Here is a 20,962-nt window from a genome sequence, read left to right on the forward strand (position 1 = left end):
CCGGCGTACCAACGAGGAGATCGGTTCGTGACGATCCGCGTAGGAATCAACGGCTTCGGCCGCATCGGGCGCAACTACTTCCGCGCGCTGCTGGAGCAGGGTGCGGACATCGAGGTCGTGGCTGTCAACGACCTGGGCGACACCGCGACCACGGCCCACCTGCTGAAGTACGACACCATCCTGGGACGCCTCAAGGCCGAGGTGACCCACACCGAGGACTCCATCACCGTCGACGGCCACACCATCAAGGTGCTGTCCGAGCGCGACCCGGCCGACCTCCCCTGGGGCGAGCTGGGTGTCGACGTCGTCATCGAGTCCACCGGCATCTTCACCAAGAAGGCCGACGCCGAGAAGCACATCGCCGGCGGCGCCAAGAAGGTCCTCATCTCGGCCCCGGCCAAGGACGAGGACATCACCATCGTGATGGGCGTCAACCAGGACCAGTACGACCCGGCGAAGCACCACGTCGTCTCCAACGCCTCCTGCACCACCAACTGCGTGGCGCCGATGGCCAAGGTGCTCGACGAGAACTTCGGCATCGTCAAGGGCCTGATGACCACGGTCCACGCCTACACCAACGACCAGCGGATCCTGGACTTCCCGCACAAGGACCTGCGCCGCGCCCGCGCCGCCGCGGAGAACATCATCCCGACCTCCACGGGCGCCGCCAAGGCCACCGCGCTGGTCCTCCCGCAGCTCAAGGGCAAGCTGGACGGCATGGCCATGCGCGTCCCGGTGCCCACCGGCTCGGTCACCGACCTGGTCGTGGAGCTGGACCGCGAGGTCACCCGCGACGAGATCAACACCGCCTTCCAGAAGGCCGCCGAGGGCCAGCTGAAGGGCATCCTGGAGTACTCCGAGGACCCGATCGTCTCCTCGGACATCGTCAACCAGCCGGCGTCCTGCACCTTCGACTCCCCGCTGACGATGGTCCAGGGCAAGCAGGTGAAGATCATCGGCTGGTACGACAACGAGTGGGGCTACTCCAACCGCCTCGTCGACCTCACCGTCTTCGTCGGCGACAAGCTCTGACCCTTCACCGGCGGCCCCACTGACGGCCGCCGCCGACGGCAGGGCGGGCGACCTCGACGGAGAGGTACCTGGGTCGAGGCACCTGGTGTGAGCACAGGGCCCGGGCAGCGCTACGGTGCGCTGTACGGGCCCTGTCGCTTGCGCCGGGGCCCGCCCGCCGCCGGGACCGGCGCGCCGCACGGCCGCCGCCCTTGAAGTTCCTCAGCTTCCACCAGGAGTACGGAGCCCAGCACAGATGAAGACGATCGACGATCTTCTCCGCCAAGGAGTCGCCGGCAAGCGGGTGTTCGTCCGCGCCGACCTGAACGTGCCGCAGGACGGCACCACCATCACCGACGACGGCCGCATCCGCGCCGTGCTGCCGACCGTCAAGGCGCTCGCCGACGCCGGCGCCAAGGTCGTCGTCGCCTCCCACCTGGGCCGGCCCAAGGGCGCCCCGGACCCGGCGTACACCCTGCGGTTCGCCGCCTCCCGCCTCGGCGAACTGCTCGGCGCCCCGGTCTCCTTCGCCGACGACACCATCGGCTCGGCCGCCCACCACGCCGTCGAGGGCCTGGCCGACGGCCAGGTCGCCGTCCTGGAGAACCTCCGCTTCAACCCCGGCGAGACCGCCAAGGACGACGCCGAGCGCGCCGAGTTCGCCGCCCGCCTGGCCGCCCTCGCGGACGTCTACGTCGGCGACGGCTTCGGCGCGGTGCACCGGAAGCACGCCTCCGTCTACGACCTGCCGGGGCTGCTGCCCTCCTACGCCGGCTACCTGATCACCACCGAGGTCGGCGTCCTGACGCGGCTCACCGACGACGTCAAGCGCCCCTATGTGGTGGTCCTCGGCGGCGCCAAGGTCTCCGACAAGCTCGGCGTCATCGACAACCTGCTGAAGAAGGCCGACCGCATCCTCATCGGCGGCGGCATGGCGTACACCTTCCTCGCCGCGCAGGGCAAGGAGGTCGGCATCTCCCTGCTCCAGGAGGACCAGAAGGAGCAGTGCGCCGCCTATCTGCGCGAGGCCGCCGAGCGCGGCGTGGAGTTCCTGCTCCCCGTCGACGTGCTGGTCTCCGCCGAGTTCCCGGACCTGAAGACCAAGGCCCCGGCGAACCCGACCACCGTCTCCGCCGACGCCATCCCCGCCGACCAGGAGGGCCTGGACATCGGCCCGGAGACCCGCCGGCTCTACGCCGGCAAGCTCGCCGACGCCGCCACCGTCTTCTGGAACGGCCCGATGGGCGTCTTCGAGCACCCCGACTACGCCGAGGGCACCAAGGCCGTCGCCCAGGCGCTCGCCGACTCCCCGGCCTTCTCCGTGGTCGGCGGTGGCGACTCCGCCGCCGCGGTGCGGAGCCTGGGCTTCGACGAGAAAGCATTCGGCCACATCTCCACCGGTGGCGGCGCCAGCCTCGAATACCTTGAGGGCGCGGCGCTCCCCGGCCTCGAAAGCCTGGAGGACTGAACCTCGATGACCGCTCGTACCCCGCTGATGGCGGGCAACTGGAAGATGAACCTCAACCACCTTGAGGCCATCGCCCACGTCCAGAAGATCACCTTCGCGCTGAACGAGAAGGACTACGCCGCCGTGGAGGTGGCCGTCCTCGCCCCCTTCACCGACCTGCGCACCGTGCAGACCGTGGTCGAGGGCGACAAGCTGCCGATCAAGTACGGCGCCCAGGACATCTCCGCGCACGACTCCGGCGCCTACACCGGCGAGGTCTCCGGACCGATGCTGGCCAAGCTGCGCTGCGCCTATGTGGCCGTCGGCCACTCCGAGCGCCGCCAGTACCACGGCGAGAGCGACGAGCTGTGCAACGCCAAGGTGAAGGCCGCCTTCAAGCACGGACTCACCCCGATCCTCTGCGTCGGCGAGGGCCTGGACGTGCGCAAGGCCGGCAACCAGGTCGCGCACACCCTCGCCCAGGTCGACGGCGGGCTGAAGGACGTCCCCGCCGAGCAGGCCGGGACCATCGTGATCGCCTACGAGCCGGTGTGGGCCATCGGCACCGGCGAGGTCGCCACCCCCGAGGACGCCCAGGAGGTGTGCGGCGCGATCCGCGGCCGTCTCGCCGAGCTGTACTCCCAGGAGCTCGCCGACACGGTGCGCATCCAGTACGGCGGCTCGGTCAAGTCCTCCAACGTCGCCGCGATCATGGCGCAGCCGGATGTGGACGGCGCCCTGATCGGCGGCGCCGCGCTGGACCCGGAGGAGTTCGTCAAGATCGTCCGCTTCCGCGACCAGTGAGTATGCGGTAGGGCGGAATCGTCGTACCCTTGCGGGGGCCGGGACACCTCCACCTCAGGAGGCGCCGCCGGCCCCCGCCGTCCGTACAAGCCCGGGCGCCGGCCGTCCGGGACGAGGGAAACCCCGTGGGAAACGCGGGAAACCCCAGGAAACCCGGGCGCGGGCGCTCCGGAAACGCCAGGAAGTAGGGTCCAGCCGTGGTTATGGGGTTCTCGATCGCCCTGATCGTCTTCAGCGGTCTGCTGATGCTGCTGGTGCTGATGCACAAGGGGAAGGGCGGCGGCCTCTCCGACATGTTCGGTGGCGGCATGCAGTCCTCCGTCGGCGGCTCCTCGGTCGCCGAGCGCAACCTGGACCGGATCACCGTGGTCGTCGGGCTGCTCTGGTTCGCCTGCATCGTGGTGCTCGCCCTGCTGATGAAGGTCAACAGCTGAGCGGCTGACCGCCGCGGTGGCCGACGAGGGTCGGCCGCCGAGCGCCCCTTCGGGCCCTTCCCACCGCCTCCGCGCCCCGGCGCCGGCCCCGTGCCGCGCCGCTGCCCGCGGAGGCGGTTCTCGTTGGCGGGGGCGGTTCCGTTTCCGGGCCGGACGGGGGTGGCGCGGGGGCCCGGTTACGGCCAGTGGCCGGACGCCGGGGGCGCGACGGCGGTTCCGCTCCGGCCCAAGTGGGTAACTCCTTTCACTGGACGCGCGTTGGGCCTTTCGTAGACTGGGGCATCTTCGAGCACCATCACGCAGGGAGTGACAACCGTGGCAAGTGGCAACGCGATCCGGGGAAGCCGGGTCGGCGCGGGGCCGATGGGGGAGGCCGAGCGGGGCGAGTCCGCGCCCCGCCTGCGCATCTCCTTCTGGTGCTCGAACGGGCACGAGACACAGCCGAGTTTCGCCAGTGACGCGCAGGTCCCGGACACCTGGGACTGCCCCCGCTGCGGGTTCCCGGCCGGCCAGGACCAGGACAACCCCCCGGCCCCGCCGCGCACCGAGCCGTACAAGACGCATCTGGCGTACGTACGGGAGCGGCGCAGCGACGCGGACGGCGAGGCGATCCTCGCGGAGGCACTCGCCAAGCTCCGCGGGGAGATCTGAGCAGCCGGTGGTGAGGTCGCCGGTGTGACGGGCCCCGCCGGTGGTACGCCCCCGGCGGGGCCCGTCCGCGTCTGACCGGTCAGCAGCTGGCCGGCGGACTGCTCGCCGTCCCCCTGGTGCCGGTGCTGCTGCTGGGGGGCGCCGCCTGGCCGTACGCGGTGGACGCGGCCAGCCATGTCCTGGCGGCTCTGCTCATCGCCACCCTGGTCGTCCACACCCCCGGCGCGCTGGGCCGGACCAGTTCCGCGTTCCGCACCCTGACCGTCGGTGGCACGCCGCTCGGGGCGCTGCTCGGCGGGGCGGCGGCCGGCTGGGCACCGAACGCGCCGGCCCTTCTCGCGGCCGTCCTGTTCGGGCTCGCCACGGCGTCACTCGTTGGGCAGATCAATTAGGTTGGAGAAGCAGCGGGGCAAGCAGCAGGTACAGAAGAGAACGGGCTGATAACCACGATGAACACGAAGGCCAGGCTCAACCAGACGCCCGAGTGGGCCGCCCTCGCCACCCACCGCGAGCACCTCGGCTCCACCCACCTCAGGGAGCTGTTCGCCGAGGACCCCGAGCGCGGCACCCGCTACACCCTGCGCGTCGGCGACCTCTATCTGGACTACTCGAAGCAGCTGGTGACCGACGAGACCCTGGCGCTGCTGCGGGAGCTGGCCGCCGCCACCGGGGTGGCCGAGCTGCGGGACGCCATGTTCCGCGGCCAGAAGATCAACACCACCGAGGACCGGGCCGTGCTGCACACCGCGCTGCGCGCCCCGCGGGACGCGGTGGTCGAGGTGGACGGCGAGAACGTGGTGCCCGCCGTGCACGCCGTACTGGACAGGATGGGCGCCTTCGCCGACCGGATCAGGTCGGGGGAGTGGACCGGCCACACCGGCCGGCGCATCCGCAACGTCGTCAACATCGGCATCGGCGGCTCCGACCTGGGCCCTGCCATGGCCTATGAGGCACTGCGCTCCTACAGCGACCGGGACCTGACGCTCCGCTTCGTCTCCAACGTGGACGGGGCCGATCTGCACGAGGCGATCCGCGACCTGGACGCGGCGGAGACCCTGTTCATCGTCGCCTCCAAGACCTTCACCACCATCGAGACCGTCACCAACGCCACCAGCGCCCGCGACTGGCTGCTCACCGAGCTGAAGGCCGGCCAGGAGGCCGTGGCCAAGCACTTCGTGGCCCTCTCCACCAACGCGGAGAAGGTCCAGGACTTCGGCATCGACACGGCCAACATGTTCGAGTTCTGGGACTGGGTCGGCGGACGGTACTCCTACGACTCCGCCATCGGGCTCTCGCTGATGATCGCCATCGGCCCGGAGCGGTTCCGCGAGATGCTCGACGGCTTCCACCTCGTCGACGAGCACTTCCGCACCGCCCCGCCGGAGGAGAACGCCCCACTGCTGCTGGGCCTGCTCGGCATCTGGTACGGGGACTTCCTGGACGCCCAGTCGCACGCGGTGCTGCCCTACAGCCACTACCTGTCCAAGTTCACCGCCTACCTCCAGCAGCTGGACATGGAGTCCAACGGCAAGTCGGTGGACCGCGAGGGCCATCCGGTCGACTGGCAGACCGGCCCGGTCGTCTGGGGCACCCCCGGCACCAACGGGCAGCACGCCTACTACCAGCTCATCCACCAGGGCACCAAGCTCATCCCGGCCGACTTCATCGGCTTCGCCCGCCCGGTGCCCGACCTGCTGCCCGGACTGGTCGCCCAGCACGATCTGCTGATGGCCAACTTCCTCGCCCAGACCCAGGCCCTCGCCTTCGGCAAGACCGCCGAGGAGGTACGGGCGGAGGGCGTCCCCGAGGAGCTGGTGCCGCACAAGACCTTCCGCGGCAACCACCCGACCACCACCATCCTCGCCCAGGAGCTGACCCCCTCGGTGCTGGGCCAGCTCATCGCCCTCTACGAGCACAAGGTGTTCGTCCAGGGCGCGGTGTGGAACATCGACTCCTTCGACCAGTGGGGCGTCGAACTGGGCAAGGTGCTCGCCAAGAAGATCGAGCCGGTCCTCACCGAGGGCACCGGGGCGGAGCAGCTGGACGGCTCCACCCGGGCACTGGCCGATACCTACCGGGCACTGCGCGGCCGCTGACCCGGCGGGAAACCGAGAGATCGACGGGGGAGGGGCGATGGGGGACGGACAGCGGCCGGTACGGCTGCGGCCGCCGGTGCACACACTGGACGCACGGGCCGTCGGCTACTGGCGGACAGTGCTGCTGCTGACGACGGTGGTGCCGGTGGCGGTGCTGAGCCTGCTGGGGGCCCTCATCACCCCGGCCCGGTGGTGGCTGCTGGGCCCCGCCGCGGCGGTGGCGGCGGTGGGCCTCGGCTGCGTCCTGCTGCTGCCCCCGTGGTGGTTCCGCACCCACCGCTGGGAGGTCACCGAGGAGGCGGTCTACGTCAGCACCGGGGCGTTCTGGCGGCAGTGGCGGATCGCCCCGATGTCCCGCATCCAGACCGTGGACACCGTGCGCGGCCCACTGGAGCGGGCGTTCCGCCTCTCCACGGTGACGGTGACCACCGCCTCCGCCCAGGGCGCCCTGCGTATCGAGGGGCTCGACCACGAGGTGGCCGCGGAGCTCGCCGAGCGCCTCACCCGGATCACCCACCAGACCCCGGGCGACGCCACATGACCGAGCCGACGGCGGACGAGGACGGCGCACCCGAGGGCCCGGCCGCGCCGCAGCCGCGGCCACCCGAGGACGGCCCCCCGCCCCACGGGCCGGACGACGAGGGGCCGTGGCTGCGGATCGACCGGCGGGCCATGGCGGTCGCCGCGCTCACCGCGGCCGGTCTGGCGCTCGGCGCCGGAGTCCCCGTACTGCTGGGGGTCACCGGCGGCGCCCCCGGCTCGGCCCCGCTCTGGCAGCTGCTGCTGCTCCCGCTGGGGGTGGTGCTCCTCGCGGCCGGCGGCGCCGGGGCGGAGTATCTGCGGTGGAGCCGCACCCGCTACCGGATCGGCGCCCGGCGGGCCGAGCTGCACACCGGACTGCTGCTGCTCACACGGCGCTCGCTGGCCCGTGAGCGGATCCGCAGCGTCGACCTCACCGCCCCGCCCCTGCTACGGGTGTTCGGGCTGGTCAAGGTCCGCATCGGCACCGGCGAGCAGCTGGAGGGCGGCGAGTCCACCCTCCAGCTGCACCCGGTGAGCCGGGCGGAGGGGGAGCGGCTGCGCCGGCTGCTGCTCGACCGCCCCGCGCCCCGCACCGGCGCGGAGCCCGACCGGCACGGCGAGCTGGCCCGGCTGGACTGGCGCTGGATCCGCTATGCGCCGCTGTCCTTCGTCACCCTGGCGCTCGCCGCCGGGGCCGCGGGCGGTCCGCTCCAGATCAGCGAGTGGTTCGGCGCGCAGGGCGCCCTCATCGACTGGGTCGGCGACCGCTTCCAGTCCACGGCCATCGCCTGGATGGTGGTGGCCCTCCTCGTCCTCGCCACGGCCGCCGGGGTGATCGGCTCGCTCGGGCTCTGGGTCGAACTGTGGTGGGGCTACCGCCTGATACGCGAGCCGGGCGCCACTCTGCGGGTCCGGCGCGGGTTGCTCACCTCCCGCTCGCTGACCATCGAGGAACGGCGGCTGCGCGGGGTGGACCTGGTCGAGCCGCTGGGCGCCCGGCTCAGCGGCGGCGCCCGGATCGACGCCGTGGCCACCGGGCTCAGCCGCGACAGCGAGAAGGACGGCGACACCAACACCCTGCTCCCGGTCGCGCCCAAGGCGGTGGCCGACGGGCTGGCCGCCGCGGTGCTGCGGGCACCCGAGCCCCCGACGGGCGCCCCGCTGGTGCGACACCCGCGCGCGGCACTGGGCCGGCGGCTGCGCCGGGCCCTGGGCGCCGCCCTGCTGCCGGTCGCCGTCCTCGCCGTCCTGGCCCGGGTGTTCGGCTCGCCGTTCACCGGGCTGGCGGCCGCCTCGGCACTGATCCTGCTCCCGGTCGCCGCGCTGCTGGCCCGGGACGCCTACCGCTCCCTGGGACACGCCCTCTCCGGCGACTACCTGGTCACCCGCTCCGGTACGGTCCGGCGCAGCACCGTCGCCCTCCAGCGCAGCGGGGTCATCGGCTGGACGGTGCGCCAGTCCCTCTTCCAGCGCCGGGCCGGGCTGCTCACCCTCACCGCGACCACCGCCGCCGGTGCCGGGGGGTACGACATCCATGACGCCGACCGGGACGAGGGGCTGGCGTTCGCGGCCACCGCCGTACCGGGGCTGCTGGAGCCGTTTCTGATACCCGGTCCGCCGGAGGGCGGCGCGGACCGCTCCGGCGCATAAAGCCGGGGCCCGGCCCCCGCCGAAGCGGTGGGCCGGGCCCCGATGACAGGCATCCCCGTGTTCAGTACCGCGGATACAGGTCCTTCGGCAGCTGGGAGGCGGCCGCCTCGTCCAGCAGCCAGAGGGTCCGGGAGCGGCCGTAGGCGCCGGCGGCGGGCGCCTGCACCTCGCCCGCGCCGGACAGCGCCACCGCCGCGGCCTGGGCCTTGTCCTCGCCCGCGGCCAGCAGCCACACCTCGCGGGCCGCCCGGATCGCCGGGAGGGTCAGCGAGATCCGGGTCGGCGGCGGCTTGGGAGCGCCGTGCACCGCGACCACCGCGCGCTCGGTCTCCCGTACCCCCGGCAGCTCCGGGAAGAGTGAGGCCACATGGGTGTCCGGGCCGACGCCCAGCAGCAGCACGTCGAAGGACGGCACCGGGCCGTGGTCCGCGGCGTCGCCGGAGAGGCGGGCCGCCGCGGCCAGTTCGGCCGCGTAGCCGGCGGCCGCCGCGTCCGCGTCCTCGCCGTACTCCCCGCCCAGGGCGGGCATGGTGTGCACCCGCGCCGGGTCCAGCGGGACGCTGCCGAGCAGCGCCTCGCGGGCCTGGGTGTCGTTGCGGTCGGCGTCGCCCTCGGGCAGGAACCGCTCGTCGCCCCACCACAGGTCCAGCCGCGACCAGTCGACCGCGTCCCGCGCCGGGGTGGCGCCGAGCGCGGCCAGCAGGCCGTTGCCGTTGCGGCCGCCGGTGAGCACCACCGAGGCGGAGCCGCGCGCGGACTGGGCGTCCACGATCGCGGTGATCAGCCGGGCCGCGGTGGCCTCGGCCATCAGCTCCTTGTCCCGGTGGACCACCAGCTGGGGGGCGCTCACTTGGCCGCCGCCCGCTTGGCCGGGGCCTTCTTGGCGGCGGAGCCCGAAGCAGGCTTGGCCTTGGCGCCTTCCGGAGCCTCCGTCGAGCCGTCCGTCTCCACGGCGTCCGGCTCCCGGCGTACCCCTTCGGTGGCGTCGGTGCTCCGGTCGCCCAGCCGGTGCACCCCGTACGCCAGCGCGGAGGCGTAGGTGTCGTCCGGGTCGAGGCGGCGCAGCTCCTCGGCGATCAGCTCCGAGGTCTCCCGGCGCTTGAGCGCCACCGCCCGGTCCGGCTGGCCCTTGATGCGCAGGGTGGCCAGCGAGCCGTCGGGGCGGTCGAGCACGATCGGCCCGCAGTCGGTGGACAGCCGTACCGCGGTCAGCCCGGGCCCGCCCGAGGTGGTCCGCTTGACGGTGATCTTCAGCCGATCCGCCAGCCACATGGCCAGCAGCTCCACGCTGGGGTTGAACTCCTCGCCCTCCACCTCGGCGGCGTCCACCGTGCAATCCACCTGGTCCAGGGCCGCCGCCAGCATCGAGCGCCAGGGGGTGATCCGGGTCCAGGACAGGTCGGTGTCCCCGGGGGTGTACGCCTCGGCGTGCGCCTTCAGCTCGCCCACCGGGTCCTCGGAGGCGTAGGTGTCGGTCACCCGGCGCTGGGCCAGCGCGCCCAGCGGGTCGCTGGCCGGGTCGGACGGGGCGCCCACCGGCCACCAGACCACCACGGGGGCGTCGGGCAGCAGCAGCGGCAGCACCACGGACTGGGCGTGGTCGATGACCTCGCCGTACAGCCGCAGCACCACCGTCTCACCGGTGGAGGCGTCCGCGCCGAGGCGGACCTCGGCGTCCAGCCGGGCGTTGGCCCGGTCGCGCGGGGAGCGCGAGTGGCGCTTGATGACCACCAGGGTGCGCGAGGGGTGCTCGCGGGACGCCTCGTTGGCCGCCTTCAGCGCGTCGTAGGCGTTCTCCTCGTCGGTGACGATGACCAGGGTGAGCACCATGCCGACGGCGGGGGTGCCGATCGCGCGGCGGCCCAGCACCAGCGCCTTGTTGATCTTGCTGGACGTGGTGTCCGTCAGGTCGGTCTTCATGGCCGGCGCCAGCTCCGTCCGTCTCGTGCGAGCATGTCGTCCGCCTCGACCGGACCCCAGGTCCCGGACTCGTACTGCGCGGGCTTGCCGTGCTTGGCCCAGAACTGCTCGATCGGGTCGAGGATCTTCCAGGACAGCTCGACCTCCTCCGTGCGGGGGAAGAGGTTGGCGTCGCCGAGCAGGACGTCGAGGATGAGCCGCTCGTACGCCTCCGGGCTGGACTCGGTGAAGGACTCGCCGTACGCGAAGTCCATCGACACGTCCCGTACCTCCAGCGAGGTGCCGGGCACCTTGGAGCCGAACCGCAGCGTCACGCCCTCGTCCGGCTGGACGCGGATGACCAGGGCGTTCTGCCCCAGCTCCTCGGTGGCGGTGTGGTCGAACGGGGAGTGCGGGGCGCGCTGGAAGACCACCGCGATCTCGGTGACCCGCCGGCCCAGCCGCTTGCCGGTGCGCAGATAGAAGGGGACGCCCGCCCAGCGGCGGTTGTCGATCTCCAGCTTCACCGCGGCATAGGTGTCGGTGGTGGACTTGGGGTCGATCCCCTCCTCCTCCAGGTACCCGACGGCCTTGGCGCCGCCCTGCCAGCCGGCCGCGTACTGGGCGCGCACGGTGGACTTGGCGAGGTCCTTGGGCAGCCGGACCGCGCCGAGCACCTTGGTCTTCTCGGCCGCCAGCGCGTTGGCGTCGAAGGCGGCCGGCTCCTCCATGGCGGTCAGCGCCAGCAGCTGGAGCAGGTGGTTCTGGATGACGTCGCGGGCCGCGCCGATGCCGTCGTAGTAGCCGGCCCGGCCGCCGATCCCGATGTCCTCGGCCATGGTGATCTGCACATGGTCGACATAGCTGCGGTTCCACACCGGCTCGAAGAGGGTGTTGGCGAAGCGCAGCGCCAGGATGTTCTGGACGGTCTCCTTGCCCAGGTAGTGGTCGATCCGGAAGACCTGGTCGGGCGCGAAGACCTCGTGCACGATCTCGTTGAGGTCCTTGGCGGAGGCCAGGTCGTGGCCGAAGGGCTTCTCGATGACCGCGCGGCGCCAGGCGCCGTCCTTCTGGTCGGCCAGGTTGTGCTTCTTGAGCTGCTGCACCACCAGCGGGAAGAACTTGGGCGGCACGGAGAGGTAGAAGGCGAAGTTGCTGCCCGTCCCCTGCGCCGCGTCCAGCTCCTGCATGGTCTTCTTCAGGGTCTCGAACGCCTCGTCGTCGTCGAAGTCGCCCTGGACGAAGCGCATGCCCTGGCTGAGCTGCTGCCAGACCTCGTCGCGGAACGGGGTGCGGGAGTGCTCCTTGACCGCCCGGTACACCTCGTCGGCGAAGTCCTCGTCCTCCCACTCGCGGCGGGCGAAGCCGATCAGGGAGAAGCCCGGCGGCAGCAGACCGCGGTTGGCCAGGTCGTAGACGGCCGGCATCAGCTTCTTGCGGGACAGGTCACCGGTGACGCCGAAGATCACCAGGCCCGACGGCCCCGCGATACGCGGGAGCCGTCGGTCCTGTGCGTCACGCAGCGGGTTGCTGCTCGACACAGTTCACGCCTCCGGGGAAGACTCGCCGCCCAGGCGCTTGAGCTCCGCCTCGGTCGACTTGAGCAGATCGTTCCAGGAGGACTCGAACTTCTCGACGCCCTCGTCCTCCAGCAGCTGCACGACCTCGGCGAGGGAGATCCCGAGCTTCTCGACCGCGGCGATGTCCGCGCGGGCCTGCTCGTAGGTGCCGGCGACGGTGTTGCCGGTGATCTCGCCGTGGTCGCCGACCGCCTCCAGGGTGGCCTCCGGCATGGTGTTGACCGTGCCGGGCGCGACCAGGTCGTCCACGTACAGGGTGTCCTTGTACTGCGGGTCCTTGACCCCCGTGGAGGCCCACAGCGGGCGCTGCGGGTGGGCGCCGGCCTTCTCCAGGGCCGCCCAGCGCTCGCCCGCGAAGACCTCCTCGTACGCCTCGTAGGCGAGGCGCGCGTTGGCGAGGGCCGCCTTGCCGCGGGCCGCCTTCGCCTCGTCGGTGCCCAGGGCGTCCAGCCGCTTGTCGATCTCGGTGTCCACCCGGGAGACGAAGAACGAGGCGACGGAGCGGATCTGGGAGAGGTCGAGGCCGCGCTCCTTGGCCTGCTCCAGACCGGCCAGGTAGGCGTCCATCACCTTGCGGTAGCGCTCCAGCGAGAAGATCAGCGTGACATTGACGCTGATCCCCAGCCCGATCACCTCGGTGATCGCCGGCAGGCCCGCCTCGGTGGCCGGGATCTTGATGAAGGTGTTGGGCCGGTCCACCAGCCAGGCCAGCTGACGGGCCTCGGCGGCGGTCGCCTTGGCGTTGTGCGCCAGGCGCGGGTCCACCTCGATGGACACCCGGCCGTCCTGGCCGCCGGTGGCGTCGAACACCGGGCGCAGCACGTCGGCCGCGTCCCGGACGTCCGCCGTGGTGATCATGCGGATGGCTTCCTCGACCGTCACCTCGCGGGCGGCCAGGTCGGACAGCTGCTGGTCGTAGCCGTCGCCCTGGGAGATCGCCTTCTGGAAGATCGACGGGTTGGTGGTGACGCCCACGACGTGCTGCTGGTCGATCAGCTCCGCCAGGTTGCCGGAGGTGATCCGCTTGCGGGACAGGTCGTCCAGCCAGATCGCGACGCCTTCGTCGGAGAGGCGCTTGAGTGCGTCTGTCATGAGAGTTGCATCTCCTAGTCGTTGTCTACGGGCGTCAGCGAGCGGCGGCGTCGCGGGATTCCCGCGCGGCGGCGGCGACCGCGTCGGCGGTGAAGCCGAACTCGCGGAAGAGGACCTTGGCGTCGGCCGAGGCGCCGAAGTGCTCCAGGGAGACGATCCGGCCGGCGTCGCCGACGTACTTGTGCCAGGTCAGCCCGATCCCGGCCTCGATCGCGACCCGCGCCTTCACCGACGGGGGCAGCACGGACTCCCGGTACCCCTGGTCCTGCTCCTCGAACCACTCCACACACGGCATGGAGACGACCCGGGTGGGCACGCCCTCGGCCTGGAGCGCATCCCGCGCCTCCACGGCCAGCTGCACCTCGGAGCCGGTGCCGATCAGCACCACCTCCGGCTCGCCACCTTCGGCCTCGAAGAGGACATAGCCGCCGCGGGCGGTGTCCTCGTTGGGCTCGTAGGTCGGCACGCCCTGGCGGGTGAGCGCCAGACCGTGCGGGGCGCCCACGCCGAACTCCTTGGTCCAGCGGCGCAGGATCTCGCGCCAGGCCAGCGCGGTCTCGTTGGCGTCGGCCGGGCGGACCACGTTCAGCCCGGGGATGGCGCGCAGCGAGGCCAGGTGCTCCACCGGCTGGTGGGTCGGGCCGTCCTCGCCGAGGCCGATGGAGTCATGCGTCCACACGTACGTCACCGGCAGGTGCATCAGCGCGGAGAGCCGCACCGCGTTGCGCATGTAGTCGGAGAACACCAGGAAGGTGCCGCCGTAGATCCGGGTGTTGCCGTGCAGCGCGATGCCGTTCATCTCCGCGGCCATGGAGTGCTCGCGGATGCCGAAGTGGATGGTGCGGCCGTACGGGTCGGCCTCCGGCAGCGGGTTGCCCTTGGGCAGGAACGACGAGGTCTTGTCGATCGTGGTGTTGTTGGAGCCGGCCAGGTCGGCCGAGCCGCCCCACAGCTCCGGGACGATCCCGCCGAGCGCCTGGAGGACCTTGCCGGAGGCGGCGCGGGTGGCGACGGCCTTGCCCGGCTCGAACACCGGCAGCTTCTGCTCCCAGCCGGCCGGCAGCTCGCCCGCGGCGATCCGGTCGAACTCGGCGGCCCGCTCCGGGTTGGCGCTCCGCCAGTCGGCGAAGCCCTTCTCCCACTGGCCGCGCTCGTCCTTGCCGCGCTCCAGGGCGCCGCGGGTGTGCTTCAGGACCTCGTCGGAGACCTCGAAGGTCTGCTCCGGGTCGAAGCCCAGCACCCGCTTGGTGGCCGCGACCTCCTCGTCGCCCAGCGCCGAGCCGTGCGCGGCCTCGGTGTTCTGGGCGTTCGGCGCCGGCCAGGCGATGATCGAGCGCATCGCGATGAACGAGGGCCGCTCGGTCTCCGCCTTGGCCGCCTGGATCGCCGCGTACAGCGCGGCCGGGTCCAGGTCGCCGTCCTCCTTCGGCGCGACCCGCTGCACATGCCAGCCGTAGGACTCGTAGCGCTGGAGGGTGTCCTCGGAGACCGCGGTCTCGGTGTCGCCCTCGATCGAGATGTGGTTGTCGTCCCACAGCAGGACCAGGTTGCCGAGCTTCTGGTGCCCGGCCATCGAGGACGCCTCGGCGGAGATGCCCTCCTGGAGGCAGCCGTCACCGGCGATGACGTACACGAAGTGGTCGAACGGGGAGGTGCCGGGGGCCGCCTCCGGGTCGAACAGGCCGCGCTCGTAGCGGGCCGCCATCGCCATGCCGACCGCGTTGGCCACACCCTGGCCGAGCGGCCCGGTGGTGGTCTCCACGCCGACCGTGTGGCCGTACTCCGGGTGGCCCGGGGTCTTGGAGCCCCAGGTGCGGAACGCCTTCAGGTCGTCCAGCTCCAGGCCGAAACCGGCCAGGTACAGCTGGGTGTAGAGGGTCAGTGACGAGTGGCCGGCGGACAGCACGAACCGGTCGCGCCCGGTCCAGTCCGCGTCCGCCGGGTCGTGCCGCATCACCTTCTGGAAGAGGGTGTACGCGGCCGGGGCCAGGCTCATCGCCGTACCGGGATGGCCGTTGCCGACCTTCTGTACGGCGTCGGCGGCCAGCACGCGGGCGGTGTCGACGGCCCGCTGGTCCAACTCGGTCCACTGGAGGTCTGTGGTGGTCGGCTGTGTGCTCACCCTGGGTCAGGGCTCCTCTCCGAATGTCGGATACCGGTGACGGAGATCCCACCGGCCGTAGCCGAGCCTACCCCCGGCGGGACGTGCGTTTTTTCGAGTCATTCCAGACTGCCGGGGCCGGACTCTTCCCGCCTCCCGACTGGTCCGTCGGGCTTTCGGCACATGAATACGGAGGCGCTCATTCGATCGCTCATACGAGCGTGGAAACCGTCCTTTGCGGAGCCCGGAACCGGTCCGGGGGAGGGTGGCGGAAGACCGCCGCGACCACCCTCCATACCCTCGGTCGGCGATTACGGTGAGTGATCGGCCCTGGAATGCGCACACCGGGCCGCCCAGGGGGACGAACGGGTCCGCGCGTTGGGTGCGCCGCCGCCCGTGCCCCCGCCCCGGCCCTGTTCGAGGGCCGCCCGGCACCCGGTCAACACGACCCACCCCCGCGAAGGGCGAGGTATGGGCAACGTCTACAGTGGCGTGGTACGCGCGGGCCTTACCCGGTCTTCACCTCGGGTCGGGCTCGCTGGGATGTCTCTGTCAGGGGTGTGCGTGACGGCCGTCGAATCCCGTCCGGCGGGTGTGCTTGCCGAGGCGAGCACCGGCAAGCGGCCATTCGGGGCCCGCGTCAAGGCCTTTGTGGCGCTGACGAAGCCGCGGATCATCGAGCTGCTGCTGATCACCACGGTTCCGGTGATGTTCCTTGCCGAGCAGGGCGTCCCCGATCTGTGGCTGGTGGTGAACACCTGCATCGGCGGGTACCTCTCCGCGGGCGGCGCCAACGCGCTCAACATGTACATCGACCGCGACATCGACGCGCTGATGGACCGCACCTCCCAGCGGCCGCTGGTCACCGGGATGGTCTCGCCCCGCGAGGGCCTGGTCTTCGGCCTGGTGCTCGCCGTGGTCTCCACCCTCTGGCTGGGCACCCTGGTCAACTGGCTGTCCGCCTGGCTGGCGCTCGGCGCGCTCCTCTTCTACGTCGTGGTCTACACGATGATCCTCAAGCGCCGCACCTCGCAGAACATCGTCTGGGGCGGCATCGCCGGCTGCCTGCCGGTGCTCATCGGCTGGTCCTCGGTGACGAACTCGATGTCCTGGGCCGCGCTCATCCTCTTCCTGGTGATGTTCTTCTGGACCCCGCCGCACTACTGGCCGCTGTCCATGAAGGTCAAGGAGGACTACGCCCGGGTCGGCGTGCCGATGCTGCCGGTCATCGCCTCCAACCGGGTGGTCGCCAAGCAGATCGTCCTCTACAGCTGGGTGATGGTCGCCGTCTCCCTGCTGCTCACCCCGCTCGGCTACACCGGCTGGTTCTACACCGCGGTCGCGCTGGCCGCCGGCGGCTGGTGGCTCTGGGAGGCGCACGCCCTGCTCAACCGCGCCAAGGCCGGGGAGACCGGCGGCAAGCTCAAGGAGATGCGGCTCTTCCACTGGTCCATCACCTATGTCTCGCTGCTCTTCGTGGCGGTGGCGGTGGACCCCTTCCTCCGCTGACGGCCGCTGACGACCGTTTCGCACGGCGACGGGCGGGTCGCGTGGTCCACACCACGCGGCCCGCCCGTCGCCGTTCCCTCTACCCGCGAGTAGCATCCGGACCATGGCAGACACCACCGCAGACAACGGCACGGAGCAGGCCGGCGACGGCGAGCGGCGCGGCGACGCGCGCCGGGCGGCCAAGCTGGCCAAGCACATCCACGCGTTCGCCGGCAAGCACGGCGGCGCCGAGGGGCAGCTCGCCCACCTCGGCCAGATGGGCACCCGGATCGTGCTCGTCGGCGAGGACGGCAGCTGGGGCGACCTGGTCGCCCCCAGCCACGCCATCGCCCGCGAGGCCGCCGAGAAGGCCGGGCTCACCCTGCACGACACCTTCGACGGCGAGCTCGCCGCCAAGGTGCGCACCGGCCCCTACGAGTGGAGCCGGATGGCCGGCATCCAGGTCGGCGGCCCCTCCAACGGCGGCCCCGCCGACGGCTGACCGGAGCCCCCGGCTCGTACCGGTGTGGCGCGGGTCATAGGAACCCCGCCCCGGCGCCGGAGAGAGCACGGGTGTGAGCCACACCGAACACGACGACGGCGGCGGCCTGCGCGCCCGCATCCTGGCCGGCGAACGCACCGCGTTCGCCGAGCTGTACGAGGAGCACGCGCGGGCCGTCTACCACTACGCCCTGCGACTGACCGGCGACTGGTCCACCGCCGAAGAGGTCATGTCGGACACCTTCCTGGCCGCCTGGCGGGGCCGGGAACGGCTGGACCCGGACGGCGGGCCCCTGCTGCCGTGGCTGCTCGGCATCGCCACCCACAAGGCCCGCAACGCCAACCGCGGGCTGCGCAGACGGCTCGCCTTCCTCTCCCGCCAGCCGCCCCCGCCCCCGGTCGCCGACTTCGCCGCCGAGACCGCCGGCCGGCTGGACGACGAGCGGCGCCTCGCCGCCGTACGCAGTGCCCTGGGCCGGCTGCGCCCCGCCGAACGCGAGGTGCTGGTGCTCTGCGTCTGGTCCGGGCTCGACTACCGGCAGGCCGCCGAGGCCCTGGACGTCCCGGTCGGCACCGTGCGCTCCCGGCTCTCCCGGGCCCGCACCCGGCTGCGGAAACTCGCCGAGGAGACGGCGGACAAGGCGGAACCGGGCCGGGCCCGCGGAGAGGACATCGACAGGGCCGCGCTCGCCGCCCTGTCCGTACGGGAGGAACCCGCGTGAACGACACCCCTGACTCCTCCGAGGTCAAGGAACTGGCCCGGCTGCTGCCCGAGCCCATCGCGCCGGACCTTCCCCAGCGGGCCCACGACCTGCACAAGGAACGTCTGATGCGACTGATCGACCAGGACCAGCGGAACGCGACCGCCCCGGCCCCCGCCCGGCGGCCGGTGCTGCGCCGCCCCGCCGTGCTGCTGCCCGCCGCCGGCCTCGCCGTGGCCGGCGCGCTGGCCGCCGTCCTCGCCCTCAGCCCGGCGCCGAGCGGCGCCGCCGGCACCCTGGAGGCCGCCGCGCCCGCCGGGCCCCCGGCGGCCGAGCTGGTGCTCGACCGGGCCTCCACGGTGGCGCTCGCCATGGACGCCGAGCCGGTGGGCGAGAACGACTTCGTGTACGTCCGCAGCATGATCCGCGGGGCCGACCTCACCAGCGGCAAGCCGGTCCTCGAACCGCTCCACCAGTACGAGGCATGGCTCTCACAGCGGCCCGGCCGGGTCGAGAAGCTCGGGTACACCCGGGAGAACGGCGAGATGAGCCAGCTGAACGGCGAGCTGGGGACGGTCGGGGGCACCCCGCCCGGCTTCGACCGGCCCACCTACCGCTGGCTCGCCGAGCTGCCCCGCGACCCGGAGGCGCTGCTGGAGCGGCTGCGGGAGCTGCCCCGGGTGCAACGGAGCGAGGACCAGGACCAGGCCGTCTTCGAGGAGATCGGCTCCCTGATCGGCGGGCAGGTCATGCCGCCCGAGACGGCTGCCGTGCTCTACCGGGCCACCGCCCTCATCCCCGGGGTGCGCTCGGCGCCGGACGCCACCGACGCCACCGGCCGCCACGGGCTCGGCATCGTCCGCGACAGCCGCGACGGTGAGCGCACGGAGTGGGTCTTCGACGAGGACTACTCCCTCCTCGGGGACCGCACCTATCTGACCCGGGACACCCCGATGGGCCCCAAGGGCACCCTGCTGGGCGCCAGCGCCATCCAGCAGCGCGGGGTGGTCGGCAAGGTGGGGGACCGCCCCAACTGACCCGGTGACGGCCCTCTGACGGAAGGCCCCGTGTGACGCACGAAGGGCCCGGCGCCACCGCATGGTGGGGCCGGGCCCTTCGTTCACTGTCCGGTCAGGCGGGGGCCGGGGCCTCCTCCTGCCGTACGGGGGCCGGTACGGCGCCGGGCGCGGCCACCGGGCGCTCGCGCAGGCTCAGGAAGAGCCGCAGCACCGCGATCCACAGCAGCGCCGAGCCCAGCATGTGCAGACCGACCAGGATCTCCGGCACCCCGGTGAAGAACTGGACATAGCCGATGACGCCCTGGGCCAGCAGCACCAGCAGCAGGTCCCGGGCGCGGGCCCGGGTGTCGTCCGGGGCGTCCACCACCCTCAGCGCCACGAAGACGGCGACCGCCAGCGCGCACACCACCCAGGCGGTGATGGCGTGCACATGGGCCGCGGCCTCGAAGTCGAACGGCATCCGGGGCACGTCGCTGCTGTCGCCCGCGTGCTTCCCGGACCCGGTCACCGTGGTCCCGGCCACCACCAGCACGGCGGCCACCGCGACCAGCGCCTGCGCCAGCCTCCGTACCGGCCTGGGCACCCGCGGCCGGGCCGGGGCGTCGCCCTCGCCGGACCGCACCCAGGTGATCGTGGCGACCGTCAGCAGCACATTGGCCAGCAGGAAGTGCCCGGCCACGGTCCAGGGGTTGAGCCCCATCCAGACGGTGATCCCGCCGAGCGCCGCGTTGCCCATGACCACGAAGAACTGCGCCCAGCCGAGCCGGGACAGCTGCCGCCGCCGGGGCTTGGCCGAGCGCGCGGCGATGATGGCCCAGCCGACCGCCGCGCACAGCACATAGGTCAGCATCCGGTTGCCGAACTCGATCGCGCCGTGGAGGCCCTGCGCCGGAGTGGCGAACAGGCTGTCGTCGGTGCACTTGGGCCAGGTGTCGCAGCCGAGGCCCGAACCGGTCAGCCGGACCGCCCCGCCGGTGACGATGATGACGACGCTCATCACGACGGCGGAGAGCGCGGCGCGCCGGAGCGTGCGGGGGGACGGGGTCCAGCGCTGGGCGATGAAGGCGAGGGGGGTCAGCACGCGCCCCATGGTAGGCGGCCGCTTGTGCATGGATTCACGAGGGGGTCGGCCCGGGAGGGTGAGCTTCCTCCCAGTCCGGTACGGCCTACTCCCAGCGGAAGAAGCGGGCCGCCGCGCCCAGCGAGAGCACCGCCCACACCGCCAGCACCGCGAGCGCGCCCAGCGGCAGGGCGGACCCCTGCCGCAGCACCTCCCGCAGCCCGTCCGACAGCGCCGAGATCGGCAGCAGCTCCAGCACCGCGCGCACCCCGCCCGGGAACTTCTCCAGCGGCACGATCACCCCGCCGCCGACCAGCAGCAGCAGAAAGACCAGGTTGGCGGCGGCCAGGGTGGCCTCGGCCCGCAGGGTGCCCGCCATCAGCAGCCCGAGCCCGGAGAACGCGGCCGTGCCGAGCACCAGCAGCAGGAGTACGGCGAGGGGGTTGCCGTGCGGGGACCAGCCCAGCGCCAGCGCGATGGCCATGAGCAGCAGCACCTGGAGCACCTCGGTGACCAGCACGGCCAGCGTCTTGGCGGTCATCAGTGCCCAGCGGGGCAGCGGGGAGGCGCCCAGCCGCTTGAGCACCCCGTAGCGCCGCTCGAAGCCGGTGGCGATGGCCTGCCCGGTGAAGGCGGTGGACATCACCGCGAGCGCCAGCACCCCGGGGGCCAGGAAGTCCACCGGTTCACCCGTACCGGTGTCCACGATGTCCACGGTGGAGAACAGCACCAGCAGCAGGGTGGGGATCACGACGGTGAGCAGCAGCTGCTCGCCGTTGCGCAGCAGCATCCGGGTCTCCAGCGCGGCCTGCGCGGCGATCATCCGGCCGACCGGGGCCGCCCCCGGCCGGGGCGCGAAGGCACCCGTACCGCTCGCCGGGCCCGTGCCCCTCTCCATACCACCGC

General features: G+C 72.3%; 20 protein-coding genes. 13 read left to right on the top strand and 7 right to left on the bottom strand.

From position 1 onward, the window contains the following. The first annotated feature begins 27 nt into the window (after positions 1-27). From gap to ABZ945_RS14825, 9 genes are all read left to right on the top strand, one after another. Complete coding sequence (gap, locus tag ABZ945_RS14785; protein ID WP_248634708.1) at positions 28-1,032, top strand: type I glyceraldehyde-3-phosphate dehydrogenase; 1,005 nt, start codon at positions 28-30, stop codon at positions 1,030-1,032. Positions 1,033-1,267: 235 nt separating this feature from the next. Then, complete coding sequence (locus tag ABZ945_RS14790; protein ID WP_361268488.1) at positions 1,268-2,479, top strand: phosphoglycerate kinase; 1,212 nt, start codon at positions 1,268-1,270, stop codon at positions 2,477-2,479. A gap of 6 nt (positions 2,480-2,485) precedes the next feature. After that, complete coding sequence (gene tpiA, locus ABZ945_RS14795) at positions 2,486-3,262, top strand: triose-phosphate isomerase (RefSeq protein WP_361268490.1); 777 nt, start codon at positions 2,486-2,488, stop codon at positions 3,260-3,262. A 203-nt stretch (positions 3,263-3,465) separates the two neighbouring features. Continuing rightward, complete coding sequence (secG, locus tag ABZ945_RS14800; protein ID WP_361268572.1) at positions 3,466-3,696, top strand: preprotein translocase subunit SecG; 231 nt, start codon at positions 3,466-3,468, stop codon at positions 3,694-3,696. A 315-nt stretch (positions 3,697-4,011) separates the two neighbouring features. Continuing rightward, the gene (locus ABZ945_RS14805; protein WP_073952427.1) at positions 4,012-4,347 is read left to right on the top strand and encodes an RNA polymerase-binding protein RbpA; all 336 of its coding nucleotides are present in this window, start codon (positions 4,012-4,014) and stop codon (positions 4,345-4,347) included. A 122-nt stretch (positions 4,348-4,469) separates the two neighbouring features. Further along, positions 4,470-4,739 carry a hypothetical protein gene (locus ABZ945_RS14810; protein WP_361268493.1) on the top strand — a complete coding sequence of 90 codons (270 nt, stop codon included), beginning with the start codon at positions 4,470-4,472 and terminating at the stop codon, positions 4,737-4,739. A 57-nt stretch (positions 4,740-4,796) separates the two neighbouring features. Continuing rightward, entirely contained in the window at positions 4,797-6,443 is a 1,647-nt protein-coding gene (gene pgi / locus ABZ945_RS14815) for a glucose-6-phosphate isomerase (RefSeq protein WP_361268496.1), read from the top strand. 37 nt (positions 6,444-6,480) lie between these two features. After that, on the top strand, positions 6,481-6,984 hold the full coding sequence (locus tag ABZ945_RS14820) for a PH domain-containing protein (RefSeq protein WP_361268499.1): 504 nt from the start codon (positions 6,481-6,483) through the stop codon (positions 6,982-6,984). Positions 6,985-7,115: 131 nt separating this feature from the next. Next, positions 7,116-8,615, top strand: coding sequence for a PH domain-containing protein (locus ABZ945_RS14825; protein WP_361268575.1), 1,500 nt, complete (start codon positions 7,116-7,118; stop codon positions 8,613-8,615). 61 nt (positions 8,616-8,676) lie between these two features. Here ABZ945_RS14825 and pgl read toward each other — a convergent pair whose 3' ends face one another. The 5 genes from pgl to tkt are packed head-to-tail and all read right to left on the bottom strand — an operon-like array spanning position 8,677 to position 15,308. Further along, positions 8,677-9,465 (bottom strand): 6-phosphogluconolactonase, encoded by a 789-nt coding sequence (gene pgl / locus ABZ945_RS14830; RefSeq protein WP_361268502.1) that lies wholly within the window; start codon positions 9,463-9,465, stop codon positions 8,677-8,679. Next, positions 9,462-10,535 (bottom strand): glucose-6-phosphate dehydrogenase assembly protein OpcA, encoded by a 1,074-nt coding sequence (gene opcA / locus ABZ945_RS14835; protein ID WP_361268504.1) that lies wholly within the window; start codon positions 10,533-10,535, stop codon positions 9,462-9,464. Before opcA ends, pgl begins: the two co-directional genes overlap by 4 nt. Next, entirely contained in the window at positions 10,532-12,055 is a 1,524-nt protein-coding gene (gene zwf, locus ABZ945_RS14840) for a glucose-6-phosphate dehydrogenase (protein ID WP_361268507.1), read from the bottom strand. The genes opcA and zwf overlap by 4 nt, the downstream gene beginning before the upstream one ends. Positions 12,056-12,058: 3 nt before the next feature. After that, positions 12,059-13,186, bottom strand: coding sequence for a transaldolase (tal, locus tag ABZ945_RS14845; RefSeq protein WP_361268510.1), 1,128 nt, complete (start codon positions 13,184-13,186; stop codon positions 12,059-12,061). A 34-nt stretch (positions 13,187-13,220) separates the two neighbouring features. After that, positions 13,221-15,308 carry a transketolase gene (tkt, locus tag ABZ945_RS14850; RefSeq protein WP_361268512.1) on the bottom strand — a complete coding sequence of 696 codons (2,088 nt, stop codon included), beginning with the start codon at positions 15,306-15,308 and terminating at the stop codon, positions 13,221-13,223. Between the two features lie 522 nt (positions 15,309-15,830). Between tkt and ABZ945_RS14855 the strand changes: the two genes are divergently transcribed. The 4 genes from ABZ945_RS14855 to ABZ945_RS14870 all read left to right on the top strand — a co-directional run bounded on the left by ABZ945_RS14855 (position 15,831) and on the right by ABZ945_RS14870 (position 19,014). After that, positions 15,831-16,796, top strand: coding sequence for a heme o synthase (locus ABZ945_RS14855; RefSeq protein WP_361268515.1), 966 nt, complete (start codon positions 15,831-15,833; stop codon positions 16,794-16,796). 103 nt (positions 16,797-16,899) lie between these two features. Beyond that, positions 16,900-17,277 (top strand): hypothetical protein, encoded by a 378-nt coding sequence (locus ABZ945_RS14860; RefSeq protein WP_361268517.1) that lies wholly within the window; start codon positions 16,900-16,902, stop codon positions 17,275-17,277. 106 nt (positions 17,278-17,383) lie between these two features. Beyond that, positions 17,384-17,998: an RNA polymerase sigma factor gene (locus tag ABZ945_RS14865; RefSeq protein WP_361268578.1), complete on the top strand. Its 615-nt coding sequence runs from the start codon at positions 17,384-17,386 to the stop codon at positions 17,996-17,998. After that, positions 17,995-19,014: a CU044_5270 family protein gene (locus tag ABZ945_RS14870; RefSeq protein ID WP_361268520.1), complete on the top strand. Its 1,020-nt coding sequence runs from the start codon at positions 17,995-17,997 to the stop codon at positions 19,012-19,014. The genes ABZ945_RS14865 and ABZ945_RS14870 overlap by 4 nt, the downstream gene beginning before the upstream one ends. Before the next feature lie 94 nt (positions 19,015-19,108). Here the strand turns inward: ABZ945_RS14870 and ABZ945_RS14875 are convergent, their stop codons facing one another. After that, on the bottom strand, positions 19,109-20,086 hold the full coding sequence (locus tag ABZ945_RS14875; RefSeq protein ID WP_361268523.1) for a COX15/CtaA family protein: 978 nt from the start codon (positions 20,084-20,086) through the stop codon (positions 19,109-19,111). 76 nt (positions 20,087-20,162) lie between these two features. Further along, the gene (locus tag ABZ945_RS14880; RefSeq protein ID WP_361268580.1) at positions 20,163-20,954 is read right to left on the bottom strand and encodes an ABC transporter permease; all 792 of its coding nucleotides are present in this window, start codon (positions 20,952-20,954) and stop codon (positions 20,163-20,165) included. Positions 20,955-20,962: the final 8 nt, after the last annotated feature.

Origin of the sequence: Streptomyces sp. NPDC046887 (assembly GCF_040644755.1) — a bacterium.
Taxonomy (GTDB): domain Bacteria; phylum Actinomycetota; class Actinomycetes; order Streptomycetales; family Streptomycetaceae; genus Streptomyces; species Streptomyces lichenis.